Here is an 18,078-nt window from a genome sequence, read left to right as displayed (position 1 = left end):
CATAACCCAACCAATAGGATATATTCACATGGCTACAAAGAATCCAACCAAAATCGAAATGCGCGACTTACTACAAGCCGGCGCTCACTTTGGTCACCAAACACGTTTTTGGAACCCAAAAATGGGTCCATATATCTTCGGTGCCCGTAACAAGATTCACATCATCAACTTAGAGCACACAGTAAAAGCGTTTAACGAAGCATTGACTTACGTAAACGGCTTAGCTGCTAAGAAAAACAAAGTATTATTTGTTGGTACTAAACGCGCTGCAAGCGGCATCGTTCGTGAGCAAGCAGCTCGCGCTGGCATGCCATACGTTGATCATCGCTGGTTAGGTGGTATGTTGACTAACTGGAAGACACTACGTCAGTCAATCAACCGTCTAAAAGAGCTTGAGAAGCAAGCAGAAGATGGTACTTTCGCGAAGCTAACCAAGCGTGAAGCGTTAGAGCGTACTCGTGATATGGAAAAACTTGAGCGTTCACTAGGCGGTATCAAAGACATGGGCGGCCTACCTGACGCAATCTTCGTTGTAGACGTAGATCACGAAGCGATCGCTATCAAAGAAGCCAAAAACTTGGGTATCCCAGTGATCGGTATCGTTGATACAAACTCTAGCCCAGACAACGTTGATTACATCATCCCAGCGAACGATGATGCGATCCGTGCTGTGACTTTATATGTGACTTCTATGGCTGATGCGATCATCGCTGGTAAAGAATACGCACAGACTCAAGCTGGCGGTAAAGCTGAGCAAGCGCCTGCTGCTACTGACGAAGCACCAGCTGCTATTGAACAGCCAGAAGAAGCCCCTGCTGTAAAAAACCCAGCAGAAGCACAAGCTGATCTATAAGACTCAGTAAATAGCGCTATAATGGACAGGTTGCCTTGGTAGTGTCGCTATCAGGCATCCCCACAGTGCCGTTAACAGCGTATAAGCTTATAATAGGCATGATGTAGTTTTACTCGTCATGCCTTGTTGTTAATGGACGACTCGTTCATAGGCGAGTATTGTCGCTTATGTTGGCGCCTGTTAGACGCAATGTCTATTAAACAAGCACCAAAAGTGTTTTCATGACTACAACAGGCGACACTATGCAAACGAGCAGTAAAAAGACATCAAGTAAAAATTAAGCTCTCCCATACATAACTATACTAAGGTAACTCTTATGTCAGAAGTAAAAGTATCTGCCAAAATGGTAAAAGAATTGCGTGACCGTACTGGTCTTGGCATGATGGAATGTAAAAAAGCGTTAGAAGAATCAAATGGTGATGTTGAAGTTGCCATCGATAACTTGCGTAAGTCTGGTCAAGCAAAAGCGGCCAAAAAAGCAGGTAACATCGCAGCTGACGGCGCTATCATCATTGCTCAAGGCGACAACAAAGCATTCTTGTTAGAAGTTAACTGCCAGACTGACTTTGTAGCAAAAGATGACAGCTTCACTGCCTTTGCAGAAAAAGTGGCTAACCTTGCGCTAGAAAACAACGTAACTGACGTTGCTGCCATCTCTGCATTGCCTTATGGCGATGGCCAAACTGTTGAAGAAGCCCGTGTGTCACTCGTACAAAAAATCGGTGAAAACATCCAAATCCGCCGTGTTGAAACGCTAGAAGGCGCTAACATCGCATCGTACCGTCATGGCCTACGTATTGGTGTTGTGGTTTCTTATGAAGGTGGCGACGCTGAGACTGGTAAAAACCTTGCCATGCACATTGCTGCATTCAACCCTGTTGCTGTTGATGACGAAGACGTGGCAGCTGACGTACTAGCACGCGAAAAAGACATCATCGAAGCCAAAGCGAAAGAGTCTGGTAAGCCTGACAACATCGTTGAAAAAATGATCGAAGGTGGTCTGCGTAAGTACCTAGACGAAGTAACTTTACTACGTCAACCGTATGTCATGGACAACGAGAAAAAAGTTGGTGACGTACTAAAATCTGAAGGCGTAAAAGTACTTGGTTTCAAACGTCTAGAAGTTGGTGAAGGCATCGAGAAGAAACAAGAAGATTTCGCTGCTGAAGTTGCTGCCACTCAAGCCGCTAACAAGTAAGCGGTAGACCATACTGTGAGTGTTAAATAAGTTTTTATCTAACACGTAGCGTTTGGTGTTTAAGTATCAAAAAGCCCGTTAAGGTATTAACGGGCTTTTTGATGTCTGGTCTTTTAGTTGATCTTTTTGTCTTTATATTAGCGTAATGCGGCGTAGGCTGAATTGCTATAACTGGCGTTATTGTTACTGCTGGTGCCGTAGCTGACATTTTGCAGCCCACCGCTTGTGGTATTCGCATTAGTCATTTGATTGCTAGCACTCATACTAGCACCAGCAAGCCCTGCATCATTCTTATATAAGCTATGGTAGCGGCTCATGACTCTTTGGACGTAGTTACGCGTTTCTTTAAAAGGGGGAATGCCACCGTACTTATCGACATTGCCTTCGCCAGCGTTATAACCGGCGACTGCATGTTCGATATTGTTGTTGAAACGGCGCATGAGCCAAGCGATGTATTTGGCTGAGCCTTCAATATTGTCAGCAGGGTTCCACGGGTTGCTTACATTAAAGCGGCGAGCCGTAGCTGGCATCAGCTGCATCAGACCTTGCGCTCCGACGGGCGAGCGTGCATTTGGATTAAATGCTGACTCAGTATGCATCATTGCCTTCATAAGGGCAGGGTCGACGCCATGGCGGTTGGCAGAGGCGCGAATATAGTTGTCATAAGCGTTACGACTACCACTGCTGCTAGCAGAGCTGCTACCGTAGTTATTACTGCTACTACTGCCGTCATACATCTTAGAGTCTTTGTAGTAAGTCACTTTTACTTTTTTGGTAAATTTATCAAAGTTGCCACTTGGATTGACATTAGTTAGTAGGACTTGTCCGCCTTTATCTTTATAGATGTACATATTTCCCGCTTGAGCGGCAATGGGTAAGCTAGATAGGGCAACGGCGGTTAGTAAAATAGGAGACATGCAGCGAGTAACTAAAGTTGCAACGTTCATCATAGGGTTATCACTTTTTATCGAGTAATAGCAAATTGCTTTGCCTATAAGCGCGTCGTTTTGCGCGTTTAAGCGGTTATCGGGTTCGCAGGACTTTATAGCCATAACAGCTATGATGATCTCGCAAAAACCACGGCTAACTAAAACCACTTGCAATAGATACAAAAAATAATAGTTATTTACTATAACATATAATAATTTTTTGACGCAGACAAATGCCAAAATAACGTTAGATAAATCAATACGCTATGGCGTTCCCTTCCATTGTGTGAGTCACTCACTCGACCTTTATAACACAATAAAACCTTGTGCACATTTAAACAGTGGTAGTACAAAAAACAGAGCAAATGGGGCGTCTCAAAGGCCAAGACGCCACGTTAGTCTAATGATATAGCGTGCTTAATGACTAAGCACACTGATAAAAATCGGTACCCAGACAGCGGTGACTAGTCCATTGACTGCCAGTCCAAACGCCGCATAACGCCCAGCAGTGTGACTAATCTGCCATGCTTCTACGGTGCCAAAAGCGTGAGCGGCCAAGCCAAGGGCGAGGCCCTTAGCGCGATCATCATCGATACCGCGAAATAAGAAGCGCGCCAAACTTCCTCCCAGTAGTCCTGAGACAATAATAATTAAGTTTGCCATTGCTAGTGGGGCCTTAATCAAATCTGCCACACTCAGGCCAATGGGTGTCGTCACTGAACGGGTAGCAAAGGCTAGGATCGTGTCATGACTTAACGAAAACAGATAAGCCAATGACATCGGCAATAACGCGCCGACGACACTGGCAAGCGCGACGATTAACGTGAGTTTTTTGATGGGTAGCCCTTTAAAATTCATCGCGGCCAGCGGTACTGCTAGTAGTACAGTGACGTATCCTAATAGATGATCAAATACAGGCTTGGCCACACCGTAATAGTGATTGTAATCCCATTGCAGAATGAATAAAAACACGAGGACCAATACAAGCGCCGTAATGACCATCGGCAACCATGAAAGCTTACGTGCCAAGACACGGGCTATCACATGGGCTGCTAAGGTTAACAATATCGCCGCAAGGGTTGCTGTAAACACACTATCAAAACTCATAAGATTTCCTTATTCACACAGCTCACAGCTGTCCCTTGTGCTCGTTCACGGTGGTGTGATCGTTACTCGTATCGTGATTTAGCCAGCGATTGGCAAGTATGGCCAGCCCCCAAAGTGGTATGAGTGTACTAATGATCATCGTTAGCATCACGCCCCATAGCTCATCACCTAAAGCAAATAGCAATAAGCCTGCGCCAGCGGAGACGGGCAAGAAGGCAAAGCCGCTATCGACCAATAAGGTATTACTGGCTTGGGTCAGCCAGCTCGGTAATCCTTTGAGCAGTCGCCACGTCATCAAAATAAAGAACATCGCGACCAGCCCGACGATGTTGGCCGCTTTTTCTATGCCAGCCCACTGACAAATAATAACGGCAGACTCACGGACAAAGATGACCATCGCTAAGGTCAAAATGACTGCTAGCCACAGCGGCAAAGGGGAGGAGGGAGTAGATTTCATAAGAAATTCTGGCCAAGTCAGGGATAAGTAGAGTAGCAACAAGATGCAGTATGGGTAATAGTGCCCTAATAAGGATGGCTTATACATCAATATTTGTTGAATACGTAACAAGCGATTATATAGAGAGTAGGCAAAATTATAAAGTTTATAGGGAATAGGGCTTTTTTACTTTGCGAAGACTGTAAAAATCTAGAAGCTGAAAAATCTAAAAACTAAAAATCAAACACATGCCATAAAAAAGGATGATATCGACTGATATCATCCTTTTATTATCTACCACTAGCTGATAACGTGACTTTGAGACACGAGCAGTTTTAAAAAGCTGGCCACTGAATCAACTCTGGGAGTCAGGCGTTGGTGTTTCTTTCGCTGCTGACATCTCTACGTTTTCGTCTACAGAGTTTAGCGCATCGAACTCGTCAAAAGCCTTCTCATGCGCTTCAGTCATGGTGGGCGCTTCACTGTCATCCGGTTTTTCGAACGCTTCAAGTACTGGCATCAGTAGGGTTGCCTGTGCTAACGGTAGTACGTCTATGGGATCTAAGTCAGCTTGACCCAGCAGTTGTCTTAGCCGCTCGCTTGGCAAACGGATGGTCAAGCACTCATGACCATTATCATTGTAACTTTCTTCTAAGATGACGCCCAGCTCATACAAGGTGTTTTTAAGTTGTCCCGCATTATAAGGCAAGGTCAGATCAAAGGTCGTTAAATTACCTGTCAGCAACTGCTGGACAGCGAGTGACAGTGCTTCCATGCCCAGATTTTCTCTAGAAGACACATAAACGCGATTCGGTTGACCTTCGCTAGCATAACCGATATGTGCAGGCTCATCGGTCAAATCAATCTTATTATAGACATTGAGCACTGGCACATCATTGTCGATTTCAGCCAGTACGGCTTTCACCGCTTGGATTTGCTCATGCATATCTTCACTTGAGGAGTCGATGACGTGCAGCAGCAAATCGGCTTCTAGTGTCTCCTCTAATGTCGCATGAAAAGATTCGACCAGCTCATGCGGTAGATGACGGACAAAACCCACGGTATCGACCAGCACCACTCGGCCCACGCCTTGCCAGTCTAAGCGGCGCAATGTAGGATCTAGCGTTGCAAACAGTTTATCGGCAGCATAGATGTTTTCATCGACCAAACGATTAAACAGTGTAGACTTACCGGCGTTGGTATAACCGACGAGTGAGATGGTTGGCACGTCAGATTTTTGGCGACGAGCACGGCCTTGGGCGCGGGTTTGACGGACTTTTTCTAGCTTACTTTTGAGCTGATTGACGCGAGTTTGTAGCAAGCGACGATCCGTCTCCAGCTGGGTTTCACCAGGTCCACGTAAGCCGATACCGCCTTTTTGACGCTCCAAATGCGTCCAACCACGTACCAGACGTGTCGAGAGATGGTTCAGCTGCGCCAGCTCAACTTGCAGCTTACCTTCGTAGGTACGGGCACGCTGAGCAAAAATGTCTAAAATCAAGCCGGTGCGATCAAGGACGCGGCATTTTACCAGGGCTTCAATATTACGCTCTTGTGAGGGCGATAAGCTATGGTTAAAAAGGACGATATCCGCATCGTGTTCGCGCACCAATTCTGCGATTTCTTCTGCTTTACCGCTGCCCACGAAATATTTGGCATCAGGGCGTGAGCGTGAGCCTGTCACCAGCGCCAAACGATCTGCGCCTGCTGAATCTGCCAACAGTTCAAACTCACTAAGATCATCAGGATCTTGAATTTGGCGGATGTCTAAATGTACGATAATGGCGCGTTCGCCACCTTCATGTCTTTCAAAATAATCCAAAGAGTATCACCTATTCAATAAAATAAATATATCGTTATTATCAATTCAGTAAGCCAGCTCAGTAAGCCTCAGTACGCTTTGACATAACGTTCATATGATCTCCTATATAGGGCCTTATCACTTGATATTAAAGCGTATTATCATAATTAGCGATGGTTTTATGTTACAACGGCAATGATTGGAGGTCTTATTCTCAAATGGATCGCTGTAACCAGCACACACTCTTATTGTGGCGAGGGTCAACATACTAACAAAAGCCATTTATAATTCAGTGCACAAATCGTCACTGACTGACTGAATTTTGTTATACTCATGGCGCTTGTTTAAGATATATAATCATAAGTTTTTTAACCACGAGGGACACAGATGAGCCAATCTAAGTCAGGCTTTTCACTCAAACGACAATTGGGCCGCGGCAGACAAATTGCTGGCATGACCACGACAATCGCTGGGGGCATGCGCGCCGCTCAACGTATCGGGGCGTTTAAACAGCCACCACGCGAAACGCTGCCACGCTATATCCAGACGTTTTGTCGCAAAATGGCCGGCTCTTTTGGCGTAAAGGTCGTCGCCGTTGAGCCAGTAGAGCAGCATCATGGTTTATGGGTATCTAATCATGTGTCATGGATGGATATTCCTGTGGTAGGCACGCTAAGCCCTGCTTTCTTCTTATCTAAAGCTGAAATTGGGGACTGGCCTATCTTTGGTAAGCTGGCCCATGCGGCAGGTACGGTATTTATTGAGCGTGGCTCTGGGGATGCAGGTTCGGTCGCAGCGCAAATAGCCAGTTTTTTGACCGAAGGGTTCTCGGTGATCTTTTTTCCAGAGGCAACCACGACGGATGGTAAAAAAATCAAGCGCATACATGGCACATTGCTACAAGCGGCAATAGATGCCGATGTTCCTGTTCGTCCGCTCATTATCTCTTATGTCAATAAAGATGGGACTCTAAGCGAAGCGTTACCCTATTACGGTAAGCTGACGATGAAAGACAGCATAAAAAAGGTGCTCGATAGCAAGGATGTCACAGCCTATGTCTTACCACTTGAGCCGATAGATCCTAAAGGGCTGAATAAAAGTGAGCTGACCAATTTATTGCAAGCACGGATGCAAGAAGGTCTGGCTGAGCTGCATTCTCGGGTATTGACGAAAGCCCCTAACGCGTAACTTCTTGCGTTTAAGTGAGAAAGCAGACGCAAAGAAAAAGGCGCCAATCGCAGTGATAATACTCGCGATTGGCGCCTTTTTTTTATTTAGTCAGTTTAAAACAAAGAATGCTCTACTGATAAAAATGACTTACTGGGATGAAATTTTCTCGCTTGCTGTGCGCTATGCCAGACAGAGGCTTCAAAAAATTCATCCCAGTAATTAAAGTAAATCATCAAAGCTTAATGGTAATTAAGTTAATTGCAACGTTCTAAGGAGACGGATTGGGATGCTGTGTATGTACCGCTTCAATTGCCTCTAATACGTCTGTCGTCAGATTAACGTGAATACTGTCGATGTTGGACTGAAGCTGCTCGGTCGTGGTTGCGCCAATGATGTTACTGGTGACAAACGAACGCGTGTTGACAAAAGCCAGTGCCATCTGGGCCATATCTAGCCCCGCATCAGCCGCGATTTTGGCATATTGAGCGGTGGCTGCCTTGGCTTGCTCATTGGTATAACGGGCAAAGCGATCATACATCGTCAGACGCGCACCAGCAGGGCGTTTGCCGTCGAGGTATTTACCAGACAGTACGCCAAAGCCAAGCGGCGAGTAAGCGAGCAGGCCAACGTTTTCACGATGCGCGATTTCGGCCATACCAACTTCATATAAGCGATTGAGTAAACTATAAGGGTTTTGCACGGTGATGGGCGCAATCAGGCCGTTTTTATCCGCCTCCCAAAGGTAACGCATCAGACCCCAAGCGGTGTCATTTGACAGCCCATAAGCGCGAATACGGCCTTTTTTAATCTCATCATTTAACGCTTGGATGGTTTCTAAAAAGGGCGTTAAATCATCTAGCGGCTGCGCTGCCATCTCTTCTGTGTAACCGCGCTGACTAAAAAAATTCGCTTGACGCTCAGGCCAGTGTAGCTGATAAATATCAATATAATCAGTTTGTAAACGCTCTAAATTGTCATCGATAGCACGACTAATGTGTTCGGCCGTATAACGTGTCTGACCATCCCGTAAAAAATCCATCGGAGATATTTTGCTGGCAAGGATCACTTTGTCACGCTGCTTGGTTTTATGAAACCACGTGCCCATGAAGCGCTCAGTATCACCTTGCTTGTCTTTATCTGGTGGTGAAGGATACATCTCAGCCGTGTCCCAAAAGTTCACGCCCTCAGAGAGTGCCAAATCCATCTGTGTATGCGCATCAGATTCGGTGTTTTGCTGTCCCCATGTCATGGTACCTAGGCAAATTTTAGAAACCTTTTCATCCAGCTGTGGCAGCGTTTCATATTGCATGTAAGTGTCCTTTTTAAATTCGTTTTTGTTTTTTGTTTGGTGGTCGTTGATAGGATATTTGAGCGACTATACAATCCGTTATCAGTAAAAACGTACACTATAATGCGCTACTGAAACAAATTTTTTTTGCTTGCTGTGCCTACGCAGACAGAGGCTGCATAAAATTTATTTCAGTAGCACTGTGTCTCTTGTATAGCTTATAAACGATAGTGAAATAACTATATTAAACTATTACATTAACTTTATACCCGTAACGCCAGGCGGGGTGACTTTGAATACTTTTACTTTAAATAGGACGGATTGCCCCGCAAGCGGGTGATTAAAATCCACTTCGATTTCGTCATCATCGATCGCGCTGATGGTACCGGGCAGCGTGTTTTTACCTTTGTCCTCAAATTCCACCATCATACCTATTTCAGGGTTTTCAGCCACGAGCGCAAACTGGGTACGGCTAAAATGTTGGATATTGTCAGGGTTCCAGTCGCCAAACGCTTGCTCTGGCTCAAGATGGGCAGTACGGGTGTCACCTGCGCGTAGATTCATGAGCACTTGCTCAAAGCCTGGTAATAGGCTCTCATCACCAATCGTCAAGGTCACTGGCGCGTCGCGGTTAAAGGTCGAATCAATCACCGTACCGTTTTCTAAGGATACTTCAAAGTGCAGCTTCACAAGGCTGCCGTAAGTAATACGTGTGTCTTCATTGGGGTTAATAAACTGTGATTCGGTCATAGTAAAAGCCACCTGTTGCTGGAATAGAAAGTGAGGGTCATCAAGATGTCGGAAATGATAATCCATCTAGAAAAGGTTGTAAGCGTAAATAGTGTAACGCAAATAGTGTACTATATTTGGCGAGTCTAAAAGAGGGTAGGAGTATCCATGGCAAATAAGCAACAAGGCCTCATCAAAAAGTGGCAAGATGACAAAGGCTTTGGCTTTATCGAAACGCAGAATGGTGAGTCCGTTTTTTTTCATATCAATGAATTTAAAGCACGCCGTCGGCCTGAGGTCGGTGAGCAAGTCGTCTTTACGCTTGGGCGAGACCATCAAGGACGGATACAAGCAAAAGAAGTACAAGAGCTGAGCTTTGTACAACAAAAGATGGCCCAAAAAAACCAGCAAATCCGTCAGCGTAATACAAAGCGTAGTGCCCAAGCGGACTTTGAAGCAGGACAAAAGAAACGCTTGTTCTTAGGCATTGGGTTTTATGGTGTGTTAATTTTATTGGCCGCGACAGATAAGTTGAGTTGGCTGATCATTGCTTGGTACGCGGCATTGGGAGTCATAACCTATGCGATGTACGCCAAAGACAAGGCAGCGGCTCAAAGCGGCGATTGGCGAACGCCTGAATCAACGCTGCATTTGCTAAGTGCCCTTGGCGGCTGGGTCGGGGCAATGGTCGCGCAGACTTATTTGCGTCATAAGTCACAAAAGCCGGAGTTTCGCCTCACCTATTACTTGACCGTCGTCATTAATATGGCAGGGTTGTTGTTTATCTTAGCGGGTGACGGCTTGGCGTTTTTAGACGGAATCTTGTAGACATTATCGATGACATAATCAGTTCGATATGAAATCGTTACATTGAAGGCGACGTGCGACTGGTATAAATTTTCCTTGCTTGCTGTGCCTGCGCAGACAGAGGCTGCGTAAAATTTATCTCAGTAGCACTATATTTATTTGATAGCGGCTCGATTATGCAAGTTTACTTATTCTTCCTTCTCTAATAATTGCTTATAAATGGTTGCCGCTTTATCAGAGAAACAGCAAAAAATCACCTCACGAATTGGGAGATTGGATGCTTGTTTATCGTCTGATTCATAGCCTTTTATATAGGCCTGTACGGCGTCAATTGCTACTTCAGCCGCTTGGTCTAAAGGATAACCATAGACGCCAGTACTGATAGAGGGAAAGGCGATACTCGTCAGATTGTGCTCAGTCGCTATTGCGAGAGATTTTTGATAACAACTGGCAAGCAGCGCCTCTTCATCTCGATTGCCACCATGCCAAACAGGGCCGACAGTATGAATCACGTACTGGCAAGGCAAATTAAACGCTGGGCTTATTTTAGCATCGCCTGTCGGGCAGCCATTTAACGTGCGGCAGTATTTAAGCAGCTCAGGACCTGCGGCGCGATGAATCGCACCGTCCACACCGCCACCGCCTAATAAGCTTGAATTGGCAGCATTGACAATGGCATCAACGTTTAGCGTGGTGATATCTGCTTGTAACACGGATAAAGTGACTGACTTTCTAGTGATTGTGTGCTCGTTATTCGCTGCATCGGAAATGGTAATTCGTTTTTGAAAAACAGAGTTTGGGTGAGCAGGTAACATAGAGAATATCCTTTTACTTATTTTGTCTTCGCCTTTTCTCATATATTCTAAATGATTTTCTAGCGTTTGCTTGTAATGGTATGAGTATAATAAGTTGTACTTTTTAAAAACGGTTGCGTTCACAAAAGGCGAATCTCAGTGATTACTTTATACAAGTATACCCACTCAATTCGTGCAGAGACTGGTGTTTGGGCGTCACAAGATCGTAGTTTAGACTATAAAGTTAAAAAGATAGATGGCAAAAAGGCGGGTCACGTACACGTCACCCGCCTTTATTAATAGCATTATCTAGAGCAATAAGCGTTAAGTACCGCGCTTCTTTTCCAAAAACAGCATGTCAATGACAATCAGTGCCACACCGATACTAATACCCATATCAGCAATGTTAAAGATTGGATAATGCCAAACGTCGGCATTGTGCACATGGATAAAATCAATCACATGACCATGTAGCAAGCGGTCAATTAAATTACCCACTGCACCGCCAAGCACCAAAGCTAAACCGAACGATAGCAGTGTGGCTTTACGCGGTGCTTTAATCAGATAAATGATCAAAAACAGCGACATGACCAGCGCCAAGCCTGAAAAAAACCATTTTTGCCAACCACCTGCATCTGCCAAAAAGCTAAAGGCCGCGCCATAGTTGTAGGCGAGTGTCCAGTTAAGAAACGGCTCGATGACAGGCACTGGCACATGAAAGGTCAGTTTGGTTTCCGCCAACCACTTCGTCCATTGATCGATGACCACCACCACCAATGCCAACAAATACCACATAAACGCGCGTCGACCATTAGCGATGACCTTTGGCGTCTTAGTTAAGCGACTTCTGGGTGTTGTCGAGCTGCCCGTCGTTGCATGCGCAGGCTTGGGCGAATGATCGACTTCTACACGTGGCTGGTTATTTTCTGACGGACCCGTTGAGTTAGGCATAGTGACGCACCTCGCCATCACCGCTGACATTGGTCACACAGCGAGCGCAGATTTCAGGGTGGGCGCTATCTGTGCCAATGTCATCACGGATGTGCCAACAGCGCACGCATTTGGTACCCGTGGCGGCACTAACATCCACCACTAACTCTACAGATGCTTCTGTATCACTGTCAGCTTGCTCATCTAGGGCAACGTTGTCAACAGGTGCCGCGTTCATGGGCTGTAATGTGGCACTACTGGTAATCAGGACGAAACGCAGCTCTTCTCCCAGCTTGGCCAAACTCTCAAACATCGCGCCGTCCGCATATAGGCTCACATCGGCAGATAAGTTGGCATTGATGATTTTTTCGCCACGTGCGGTTTCGATATGTTTATTTACCATGTCCTTGGCCAGCATAATACGTTGCCAGTCATCGTTGCTGATGGCACTGAGCTCAAACTCTGGGAACTCATACCATTCTTGAGTGAAGACGTAGCCACCTTTAGCCGTATCACGTTGATTCAATACTTCCCAAGCCTCTTGCGCCGTAAATGACAAAATCGGTGTGATCCAGCGAATCAAGGCATGAGCGATATGATAAATAGCCGTTTGCGCAGAGCGACGTGGCTGCCCATCAGTCTGGGTGGTGTATTGACGGTCTTTGATAATATCTAAATAGAAACTGCCCAAATCTTGCGAACAAAATGCCGTCACATGTTGAGTGACTTGGTGAAAGTCCATCGCATCATATGCACTAATGATTTGCGCTTGTACCGTTTGCGCGCGCTCAAGGATGAACTTATCAAGGCTCACCAATTCATTGATATCAATGCTGTTGGTTGCCGGATCAAAATCATCGGTGTTGGCAAGTAAGAAACGGAGCGTATTACGAATGCGGCGATACATATCGATTGCCCCTTTAAACACTGTTTTACCAGCGCTCATCTCATAGCGATAGTCGCTTGAAGCAATCCATAAACGCAGCATATCTGCGCCCGTTTTGTTGATCTCTTCTTGCGGCGTGATGATATTGCCGAGTGACTTACTCATCTTGCGGCCGTTTTCATCGACGACAAAACCATGCGTCAGTACTTGTTTAAAAGGCGGACGCTCGTACATGGCTTCAGACGTTAGTAGTGACGTTTGGAACCAGCCACGGTGTTGATCAGAGCCTTCTAAGTACATATCGGCAGGGTTGGTCAGCTCATCACGCTGTTCAAGTACCGCAAAGTGCGTCGTACCAGAGTCGAACCACACGTCTAGCGTATCCGTCGCTTTGTCATAATCAGCGGCTTCGCTACCTAAGAAATCTTCACAGCTGGCATCAAACCACGCTTCCACGCCGCCTTCATTGATTTTTTGCGCGGCCGTCTCCATCAGCTCAAGCGTGTTTGGATGTAGCTCACCCGTTTCTTTATGGGTAAAGAAGGTAATCGGCACGCCCCAAGTGCGCTGGCGGGAGATACACCAGTCAGGGCGACCTGTCATCATCGCTTCAATACGGTTTTGGCCCCATGCTGGCGTCCAATTGACGGATGGGATATCAGCAAGCGCGCACTCACGTAACCCTTTGGTTTCCATGTTGATAAACCACTGCGGCGTGGCGCGGAAAATAATCGGCGACTTGTGACGCCAGCAGTGTGGATAGCTGTGTTCAATCTTGGTGTGGCTAATTAAGTGACCGTTGTCATGTAAGGCTGCGATGATTTTTGGATTGGCTTTATAAATATGCTCACCAGCAAATACCGCTGCGCTGTCTAAATAAACGCCTGTACCGCTCACTGGGTTTTCCACTGGTAAGTTATATTTTAGACCCACAATATAATCGTCGAGACCATGACCCGGCGCGGTATGCACGAGACCTGTACCACTGTCAGTGGTCACGTGATCGCCTAAGATAAGTGGTACTTGACGCTCTGCAATCAGTGGGTGCTGGGCGCGCAGCCCTTCAAGCTCGCGTCCGGCTACAGTCGCAAGGATACCTTTGTTATCCAATTTAAGCTCAGTCAATGCGGTTTCAACCAAATCAGCCGCCAACAGCAAATTGCCCCTTGAAGTGGCAACCACGCTATAGTCATGCTCAGGATGTACCGAGATGGCTTGGTTGGCAGGCAATGTCCATGGCGTCGTCGTCCAGATAACAGCGGCAATACGGCTTTCAACATTAGCCAGCGCCGCAACCTTATCAGTGCCAAGCACATCAAAGCTGACATAGATGGCATCTGAGACTTTATCTTGGTATTCGACCTCAGCTTCTGCCAAGGCAGAGCTACAGTCCAAGCACCAGTTGACGGGCTTCATGCCACGAGTCACATGACCGTTTTCATGAATTTTGGCAAGTGCGCGTACGATGTTGGCTTCTTGATGGAAGTTCATCGTTAGATAAGGATTGTCCCAATCACCAAACACGCCTAGGCGCTTAAAATCCGCTTTTTGCAATTCAATCTGTGTGCTGGCGTACTCACGGCAAAGACCACGAAACTCAGTGGCCGAGACTTTTTGGCCAACTTTTCCGACCTTGGCTTCGACTTTTTGCTCGATTGGCAGACCATGACAGTCCCAGCCAGGCACGTATGGCGCATCAAAACCTGATAGTGTTTTGGACTTGACGATAATGTCTTTGAGTACTTTATTGACCGCGTGACCTAAGTGAATCTGACCGTTGGCGTATGGAGGGCCATCGTGCAAAATGTACTTGGGCGCACCCGCTCGTGCCTGACGAATTTTGCCATACACGTCATCCGCTTCCCACGCCGCCAGCCAATCAGGCTCGCGCTTAGCAAGATTTGCACGCATCGCAAATGGCGTGTCGGCAAGGTTTAGGGTGTCTTTATAATCGTGGCTTGGTGTATCAGTACTTTTATCAGTCATAAAGGTGTCTTTTTAAAAGGTAGGTTAGGATTGGATTAAAAGGTCAGTGTACAATCGGATGTAAAATTTAAGGCAACGCTTAGCTGATCGTTTCAACGTGCCTAGGCGTTTTTTTGCTAATAGGGTTAAAACGCTTTAAAGGTGCTATGGTGTGTATGCGATGAAAATTTTGCCACCTCTGTCATGTTTGCGAACCGCACGCTAAAAGATTTTACCAGTAGCACAGACTGTTAGCGTCTTTATTTAGTGGTGCTGTGACTGTAAGGTTAGGCTGCGATATGCTATTTATAAGCCCCGTTACGTCAATAATAAATGCTCACGAGACGAATGCAACATAAAATACGTTTATCAGCCACAAAACACCGTGATAAGAATACATTAAATAGGTGCAATGATAACGGCAGCTATTATATGACAAAAAGGGTAGGGTAAAAAGAGCTGACCAGTGTCGCGCGTATTTTGCCCAAAATCAACTGTTTATCTCAGGGATATGTCACCTATCACGTCATACGTGTGACCCTGTTGAGGGTTTATTTATAACCGCCAAAAAATTGGCTAAACGTTAAAAAACGGACGACAACCACAATCGTAACTTCAATGACCACAGGGGCTGAATCCCTGTCAGACCTTGTGCCATCTCATCCTCTTTTAAAATGACGTAGGACGGCGTCACTTGCCCTTGCCAGTCGGCAAAGACACGGCCCTCTTGGTCGTTTACTGTGGTAAAACGATAGTTGTTTTCAGTGAGGTAGCGATGGAGTTCTTGGTCAGAACCTGATTTGATCGCAATAGTGACGATGGGATAATGGTTTTGTGCCGCAAGTTTGTCTATCGTGGGAGAGGTAACACGACAAATGGGGCACCACGTCCCCCAAAAATACACCAGCGTTGGTTGCTCACGACTCAGCGCTGCTAAATCAACCGGTTGTCCTTGATAGTCTGTTAACTGTAGCTGCGGGTTGGCTGGCATGACCGGTTGGCGCCACCAGTTAAACGCTGTATAAATCACCGCGAATACCAGACCGTATAATAGTATGGTTCTAAAGACAGACCACGCCTTTTGTGTTGGTGTTTTTTTAGGTTTGTCTTTTTTCTTTTTGGTATCAGTCGTCATCATGGCTGCTTTTTTATGTCGAGTTGACTATAGATAAAAATAAACGGCTGAGTGGTCAGCCGTATTATCAAACGATTTATGATAGATGTCTTATCTTAATCGATTAAGGCTTTTTGGCGCGGTTTTGTAACGGATCACCGGTCAGTACGCTGCCTGAGTTTTCACGGCGCTCTTCATCAGTTAATTTGCTCGCTGGAATTTTGGCTTTTCGCTTCCATTTTAAGCTAAACAAATCATCACGGCGATCAAGCAAATTATGTACCGAGCCTTCGTTACGGACGTGGGTGAGCTTATCTAAATTCACGTCTGAGAAGAAGATCATTTCAGTATTGGGGGTCGTTTCTGCCATAATCGCATCATGGGGGAAGGCAAAGTCTGATGGTGAGAAAACAGACGACTGTGCGTACTGAATGTCCAAGCTCTCAACTTGCGGTAAGTTGCCCACTGAGCCGCAAATCATGACATAGCATTCGTTTTCAATCGCCCGTGCTTGTGCACAGTGGCGCACCCGCAGATAACCGTTTTTGGTATCTGTCCAAAAAGGGACGAACAAAATATCCATGTCATCAAGCGCGAGTAGGCGGGCAAGCTCTGGGAATTCAACATCATAGCAGACCAAGATACCAATACGACCGGCATCCGTATCGAATACTTTAACCTCATCACCGCCTTCGATGACCCAAGCGCTACGCTCGTGCGGCGTGATATGAATTTTGCGTTGCTCTTCAACCGTACCATCGCGGCGACACAAGTAGCTGACATTGTACAAAGTATCGTCTTCATCGAGTAATGGCATGGAACCAGTGATCACGTTGACGTTATAGCTGACCGCTAAATGCGAAATCTCATTTTTGAACCATTCGGTATAACCTGCCAAAAATCGAATAGCGATGTTTTGATCCGTCGATTCACACAAACCCATTAATGGCGCGTTAAAGAATTCTGGTAAGCAAGCAAAATCTGAGTTGTAGTCTGCCATCACATCGACAAAGAATTCAACTTGTTGTAACAACTCCTCAGGTGATTCGACCTCACGCATTTGCCATTGAATACCACCAATACGCACTTCAGACTTACGCGTACTAGGCTTGTAATCTTGTGGCTCATAATAAATATTTGCCCATTCAAGCAAAGTCGCAAATCCTTTGGATTGTTTGTCATCGGGCAAATAAGCGGTCAAGATACGCTTGACGATAAAGCCGTTCGATAATTGAAATGATAGCGCAGGATCATGTATTTCCCGAGCTGCCACGGCGTCAATATATTCGCCAGGGGTGAGGTCTTGGTGGTTATGGTAATTAGGAATGCGGCCACCTGCCAAAATAGCGCGGAAGTTTAGCTGGCGACAAAGCTCTTTACGGGCATCATAAAGCCTACGACCTAGGCGATAACCGCGATATTCAGGGTCAATCAAGGCGTCCAACCCATAGATAGCATCACCCTCTGGATTGTCTCTGATAATTTCCTTTTGTCCAATCAGATCATCGTAGGTATGCGGGTTTGAAAACTTGGCATAATCCACACGCATGGATAGGACGATACCAATCAGCTGATCGTGGTCAAATAATGCAATCTGGCCTTCAGGGAAAGCATCAATTAAGGCATGAATGGTGTTTTTTGACCAAGCACCGCCTAAGTTTACATAGACACGGTCCATCAGTGCTTTTAATTGCGGATAGTCTTTTTTCTTGATTTCAGCGATTGTAAGATGAAAATCATCTAATTTTTCTATTTTACTCATAATTTTCCTGTTGTGGGACTCTACTGGTTTTGGTGGTATCAAATATATGTGTGGGGCGGTACTCAAGTTGGCAAGGCTTTGTCTTTAGCACCCTTTATTTTGTTCGCTATCATAACAAGCTGCCTTATCAATGACAGTCTAACGTGGTAACTATTTGCTACGTTTTTGTGAGTCAATACCTTTTGTTTATTCAAGCATTACAGGTGTCTTATATTATGGCAGTGGTCCTTTTTTGCAATGTATCGGAGGTGAGAAAGCGCACGTATTGGCATTACTAAAAGTGCACTGGGCAACCTGTGTCTTCATATT

Annotated in this window: 15 protein-coding genes; 4 read left to right on the top strand and 11 right to left on the bottom strand. The window is 45.8% G+C overall.

Going from position 1 to position 18,078, the window contains the following annotated elements:
- Nucleotides 1–28: 28 nt before the first annotated feature.
- Complete coding sequence (gene rpsB, locus JFC06_RS04945) at nt 29–853, top strand: 30S ribosomal protein S2 (RefSeq protein WP_193004656.1); 825 nt, start codon at nt 29–31, stop codon at nt 851–853.
- 316 nt (nt 854–1,169) lie between these two features.
- Nucleotides 1,170–2,051, top strand: a complete 882-nt coding sequence (gene tsf, locus JFC06_RS04940) for a translation elongation factor Ts (RefSeq protein WP_193004655.1) — start codon at nt 1,170–1,172, stop codon at nt 2,049–2,051.
- A gap of 137 nt (nt 2,052–2,188) precedes the next feature.
- Here tsf and JFC06_RS04935 read toward each other — a convergent pair whose 3' ends face one another.
- The 4 genes from JFC06_RS04935 to hflX all read right to left on the bottom strand — a co-directional run bounded on the left by JFC06_RS04935 (nt 2,189) and on the right by hflX (nt 6,345).
- Nucleotides 2,189–3,001, bottom strand: coding sequence for a lytic transglycosylase domain-containing protein (locus tag JFC06_RS04935; protein ID WP_198334179.1), 813 nt, complete (start codon nt 2,999–3,001; stop codon nt 2,189–2,191).
- Between the two features lie 396 nt (nt 3,002–3,397).
- Nucleotides 3,398–4,087 (bottom strand): LrgB family protein, encoded by a 690-nt coding sequence (locus JFC06_RS04930; protein ID WP_193004653.1) that lies wholly within the window; start codon nt 4,085–4,087, stop codon nt 3,398–3,400.
- Nucleotides 4,088–4,109: 22 nt separating this feature from the next.
- Nucleotides 4,110–4,544 carry a CidA/LrgA family protein gene (locus JFC06_RS04925; RefSeq protein WP_193004652.1) on the bottom strand — a complete coding sequence of 145 codons (435 nt, stop codon included), beginning with the start codon at nt 4,542–4,544 and terminating at the stop codon, nt 4,110–4,112.
- Nucleotides 4,545–4,878: 334 nt separating this feature from the next.
- Entirely contained in the window at nt 4,879–6,345 is a 1,467-nt protein-coding gene (gene hflX / locus JFC06_RS04920) for a ribosome rescue GTPase HflX (RefSeq protein WP_227670134.1), read from the bottom strand.
- 366 nt (nt 6,346–6,711) lie between these two features.
- Here hflX and JFC06_RS04915 point away from each other — a divergent pair, with 366 nt between their 5' ends.
- Complete coding sequence (locus JFC06_RS04915; RefSeq protein ID WP_193004651.1) at nt 6,712–7,512, top strand: lysophospholipid acyltransferase family protein; 801 nt, start codon at nt 6,712–6,714, stop codon at nt 7,510–7,512.
- A gap of 250 nt (nt 7,513–7,762) precedes the next feature.
- Here JFC06_RS04915 and JFC06_RS04910 read toward each other — a convergent pair whose 3' ends face one another.
- Complete coding sequence (locus tag JFC06_RS04910; RefSeq protein WP_198334177.1) at nt 7,763–8,803, bottom strand: aldo/keto reductase; 1,041 nt, start codon at nt 8,801–8,803, stop codon at nt 7,763–7,765.
- A 231-nt stretch (nt 8,804–9,034) separates the two neighbouring features.
- A complete protein-coding gene (fkpB, locus tag JFC06_RS04905; RefSeq protein WP_198334176.1) occupies nt 9,035–9,532 on the bottom strand; it encodes an FKBP-type peptidyl-prolyl cis-trans isomerase in 498 nt (165 codons plus the stop codon).
- Between the two features lie 147 nt (nt 9,533–9,679).
- Between fkpB and JFC06_RS04900 the strand changes: the two genes are divergently transcribed.
- On the top strand, nt 9,680–10,339 hold the full coding sequence (locus JFC06_RS04900; RefSeq protein ID WP_193004648.1) for a DUF1294 domain-containing protein: 660 nt from the start codon (nt 9,680–9,682) through the stop codon (nt 10,337–10,339).
- Between the two features lie 167 nt (nt 10,340–10,506).
- Here the strand turns inward: JFC06_RS04900 and JFC06_RS04895 are convergent, their stop codons facing one another.
- From JFC06_RS04895 to JFC06_RS04875, 5 genes are all read right to left on the bottom strand, one after another.
- Nucleotides 10,507–11,133, bottom strand: coding sequence for an O-acetyl-ADP-ribose deacetylase (locus JFC06_RS04895; protein ID WP_198334175.1), 627 nt, complete (start codon nt 11,131–11,133; stop codon nt 10,507–10,509).
- A 303-nt stretch (nt 11,134–11,436) separates the two neighbouring features.
- Nucleotides 11,437–12,063: a signal peptidase II gene (gene lspA, locus JFC06_RS04890; protein ID WP_198334173.1), complete on the bottom strand. Its 627-nt coding sequence runs from the start codon at nt 12,061–12,063 to the stop codon at nt 11,437–11,439.
- Nucleotides 12,056–14,914: an isoleucine--tRNA ligase gene (gene ileS / locus JFC06_RS04885; protein ID WP_198334171.1), complete on the bottom strand. Its 2,859-nt coding sequence runs from the start codon at nt 14,912–14,914 to the stop codon at nt 12,056–12,058. Before ileS ends, lspA begins: the two co-directional genes overlap by 8 nt.
- Before the next feature lie 562 nt (nt 14,915–15,476).
- Nucleotides 15,477–16,028: a protein disulfide oxidoreductase gene (locus JFC06_RS04880; protein ID WP_198334169.1), complete on the bottom strand. Its 552-nt coding sequence runs from the start codon at nt 16,026–16,028 to the stop codon at nt 15,477–15,479.
- Nucleotides 16,029–16,131: 103 nt separating this feature from the next.
- Nucleotides 16,132–17,769, bottom strand: coding sequence for a carbon-nitrogen hydrolase family protein (locus tag JFC06_RS04875; protein ID WP_193004643.1), 1,638 nt, complete (start codon nt 17,767–17,769; stop codon nt 16,132–16,134).
- Nucleotides 17,770–18,078 lie beyond the last annotated feature (309 nt).

Origin of the sequence: Psychrobacter namhaensis, assembly GCF_016107545.1 — a bacterium.
Classification (GTDB): domain Bacteria; phylum Pseudomonadota; class Gammaproteobacteria; order Pseudomonadales; family Moraxellaceae; genus Psychrobacter; species Psychrobacter namhaensis.
The sequence above is the reverse complement of the archived record's forward strand: the minus strand, read 5'-3'. Positions and strand labels throughout refer to the sequence as shown.

Excerpts from the sequence above, each read along its gene's own strand:
- JFC06_RS04875 (WP_193004643.1), bottom strand. The coding sequence starts at position 17,769 with ATGAGTAAAATAGAAAAATTAGATGATTTTCATCTTACAATCGCTGAA.
- JFC06_RS04910 (WP_198334177.1), bottom strand. The coding sequence starts at position 8,803 with ATGCAATATGAAACGCTGCCACAGCTGGATGAAAAGGTTTCTAAAATT.
- JFC06_RS04915 (WP_193004651.1), top strand. The coding sequence starts at position 6,712 with ATGAGCCAATCTAAGTCAGGCTTTTCACTCAAACGACAATTGGGCCGC.
- JFC06_RS04925 (WP_193004652.1), bottom strand. The coding sequence starts at position 4,544 with ATGAAATCTACTCCCTCCTCCCCTTTGCCGCTGTGGCTAGCAGTCATT.
- JFC06_RS04930 (WP_193004653.1), bottom strand. The coding sequence starts at position 4,087 with ATGAGTTTTGATAGTGTGTTTACAGCAACCCTTGCGGCGATATTGTTA.
- JFC06_RS04935 (WP_198334179.1), bottom strand. The coding sequence starts at position 3,001 with ATGATGAACGTTGCAACTTTAGTTACTCGCTGCATGTCTCCTATTTTA.
- JFC06_RS04895 (WP_198334175.1), bottom strand. The coding sequence starts at position 11,133 with ATGTTACCTGCTCACCCAAACTCTGTTTTTCAAAAACGAATTACCATT.
- tsf (WP_193004655.1), top strand. The coding sequence starts at position 1,170 with ATGTCAGAAGTAAAAGTATCTGCCAAAATGGTAAAAGAATTGCGTGAC.
- JFC06_RS04900 (WP_193004648.1), top strand. The coding sequence starts at position 9,680 with ATGGCAAATAAGCAACAAGGCCTCATCAAAAAGTGGCAAGATGACAAA.
- ileS (WP_198334171.1), bottom strand. The coding sequence starts at position 14,914 with ATGACTGATAAAAGTACTGATACACCAAGCCACGATTATAAAGACACC.
- JFC06_RS04880 (WP_198334169.1), bottom strand. The coding sequence starts at position 16,028 with ATGACGACTGATACCAAAAAGAAAAAAGACAAACCTAAAAAAACACCA.
- fkpB (WP_198334176.1), bottom strand. The coding sequence starts at position 9,532 with ATGACCGAATCACAGTTTATTAACCCCAATGAAGACACACGTATTACT.
- lspA (WP_198334173.1), bottom strand. The coding sequence starts at position 12,063 with ATGCCTAACTCAACGGGTCCGTCAGAAAATAACCAGCCACGTGTAGAA.
- rpsB (WP_193004656.1), top strand. The coding sequence starts at position 29 with ATGGCTACAAAGAATCCAACCAAAATCGAAATGCGCGACTTACTACAA.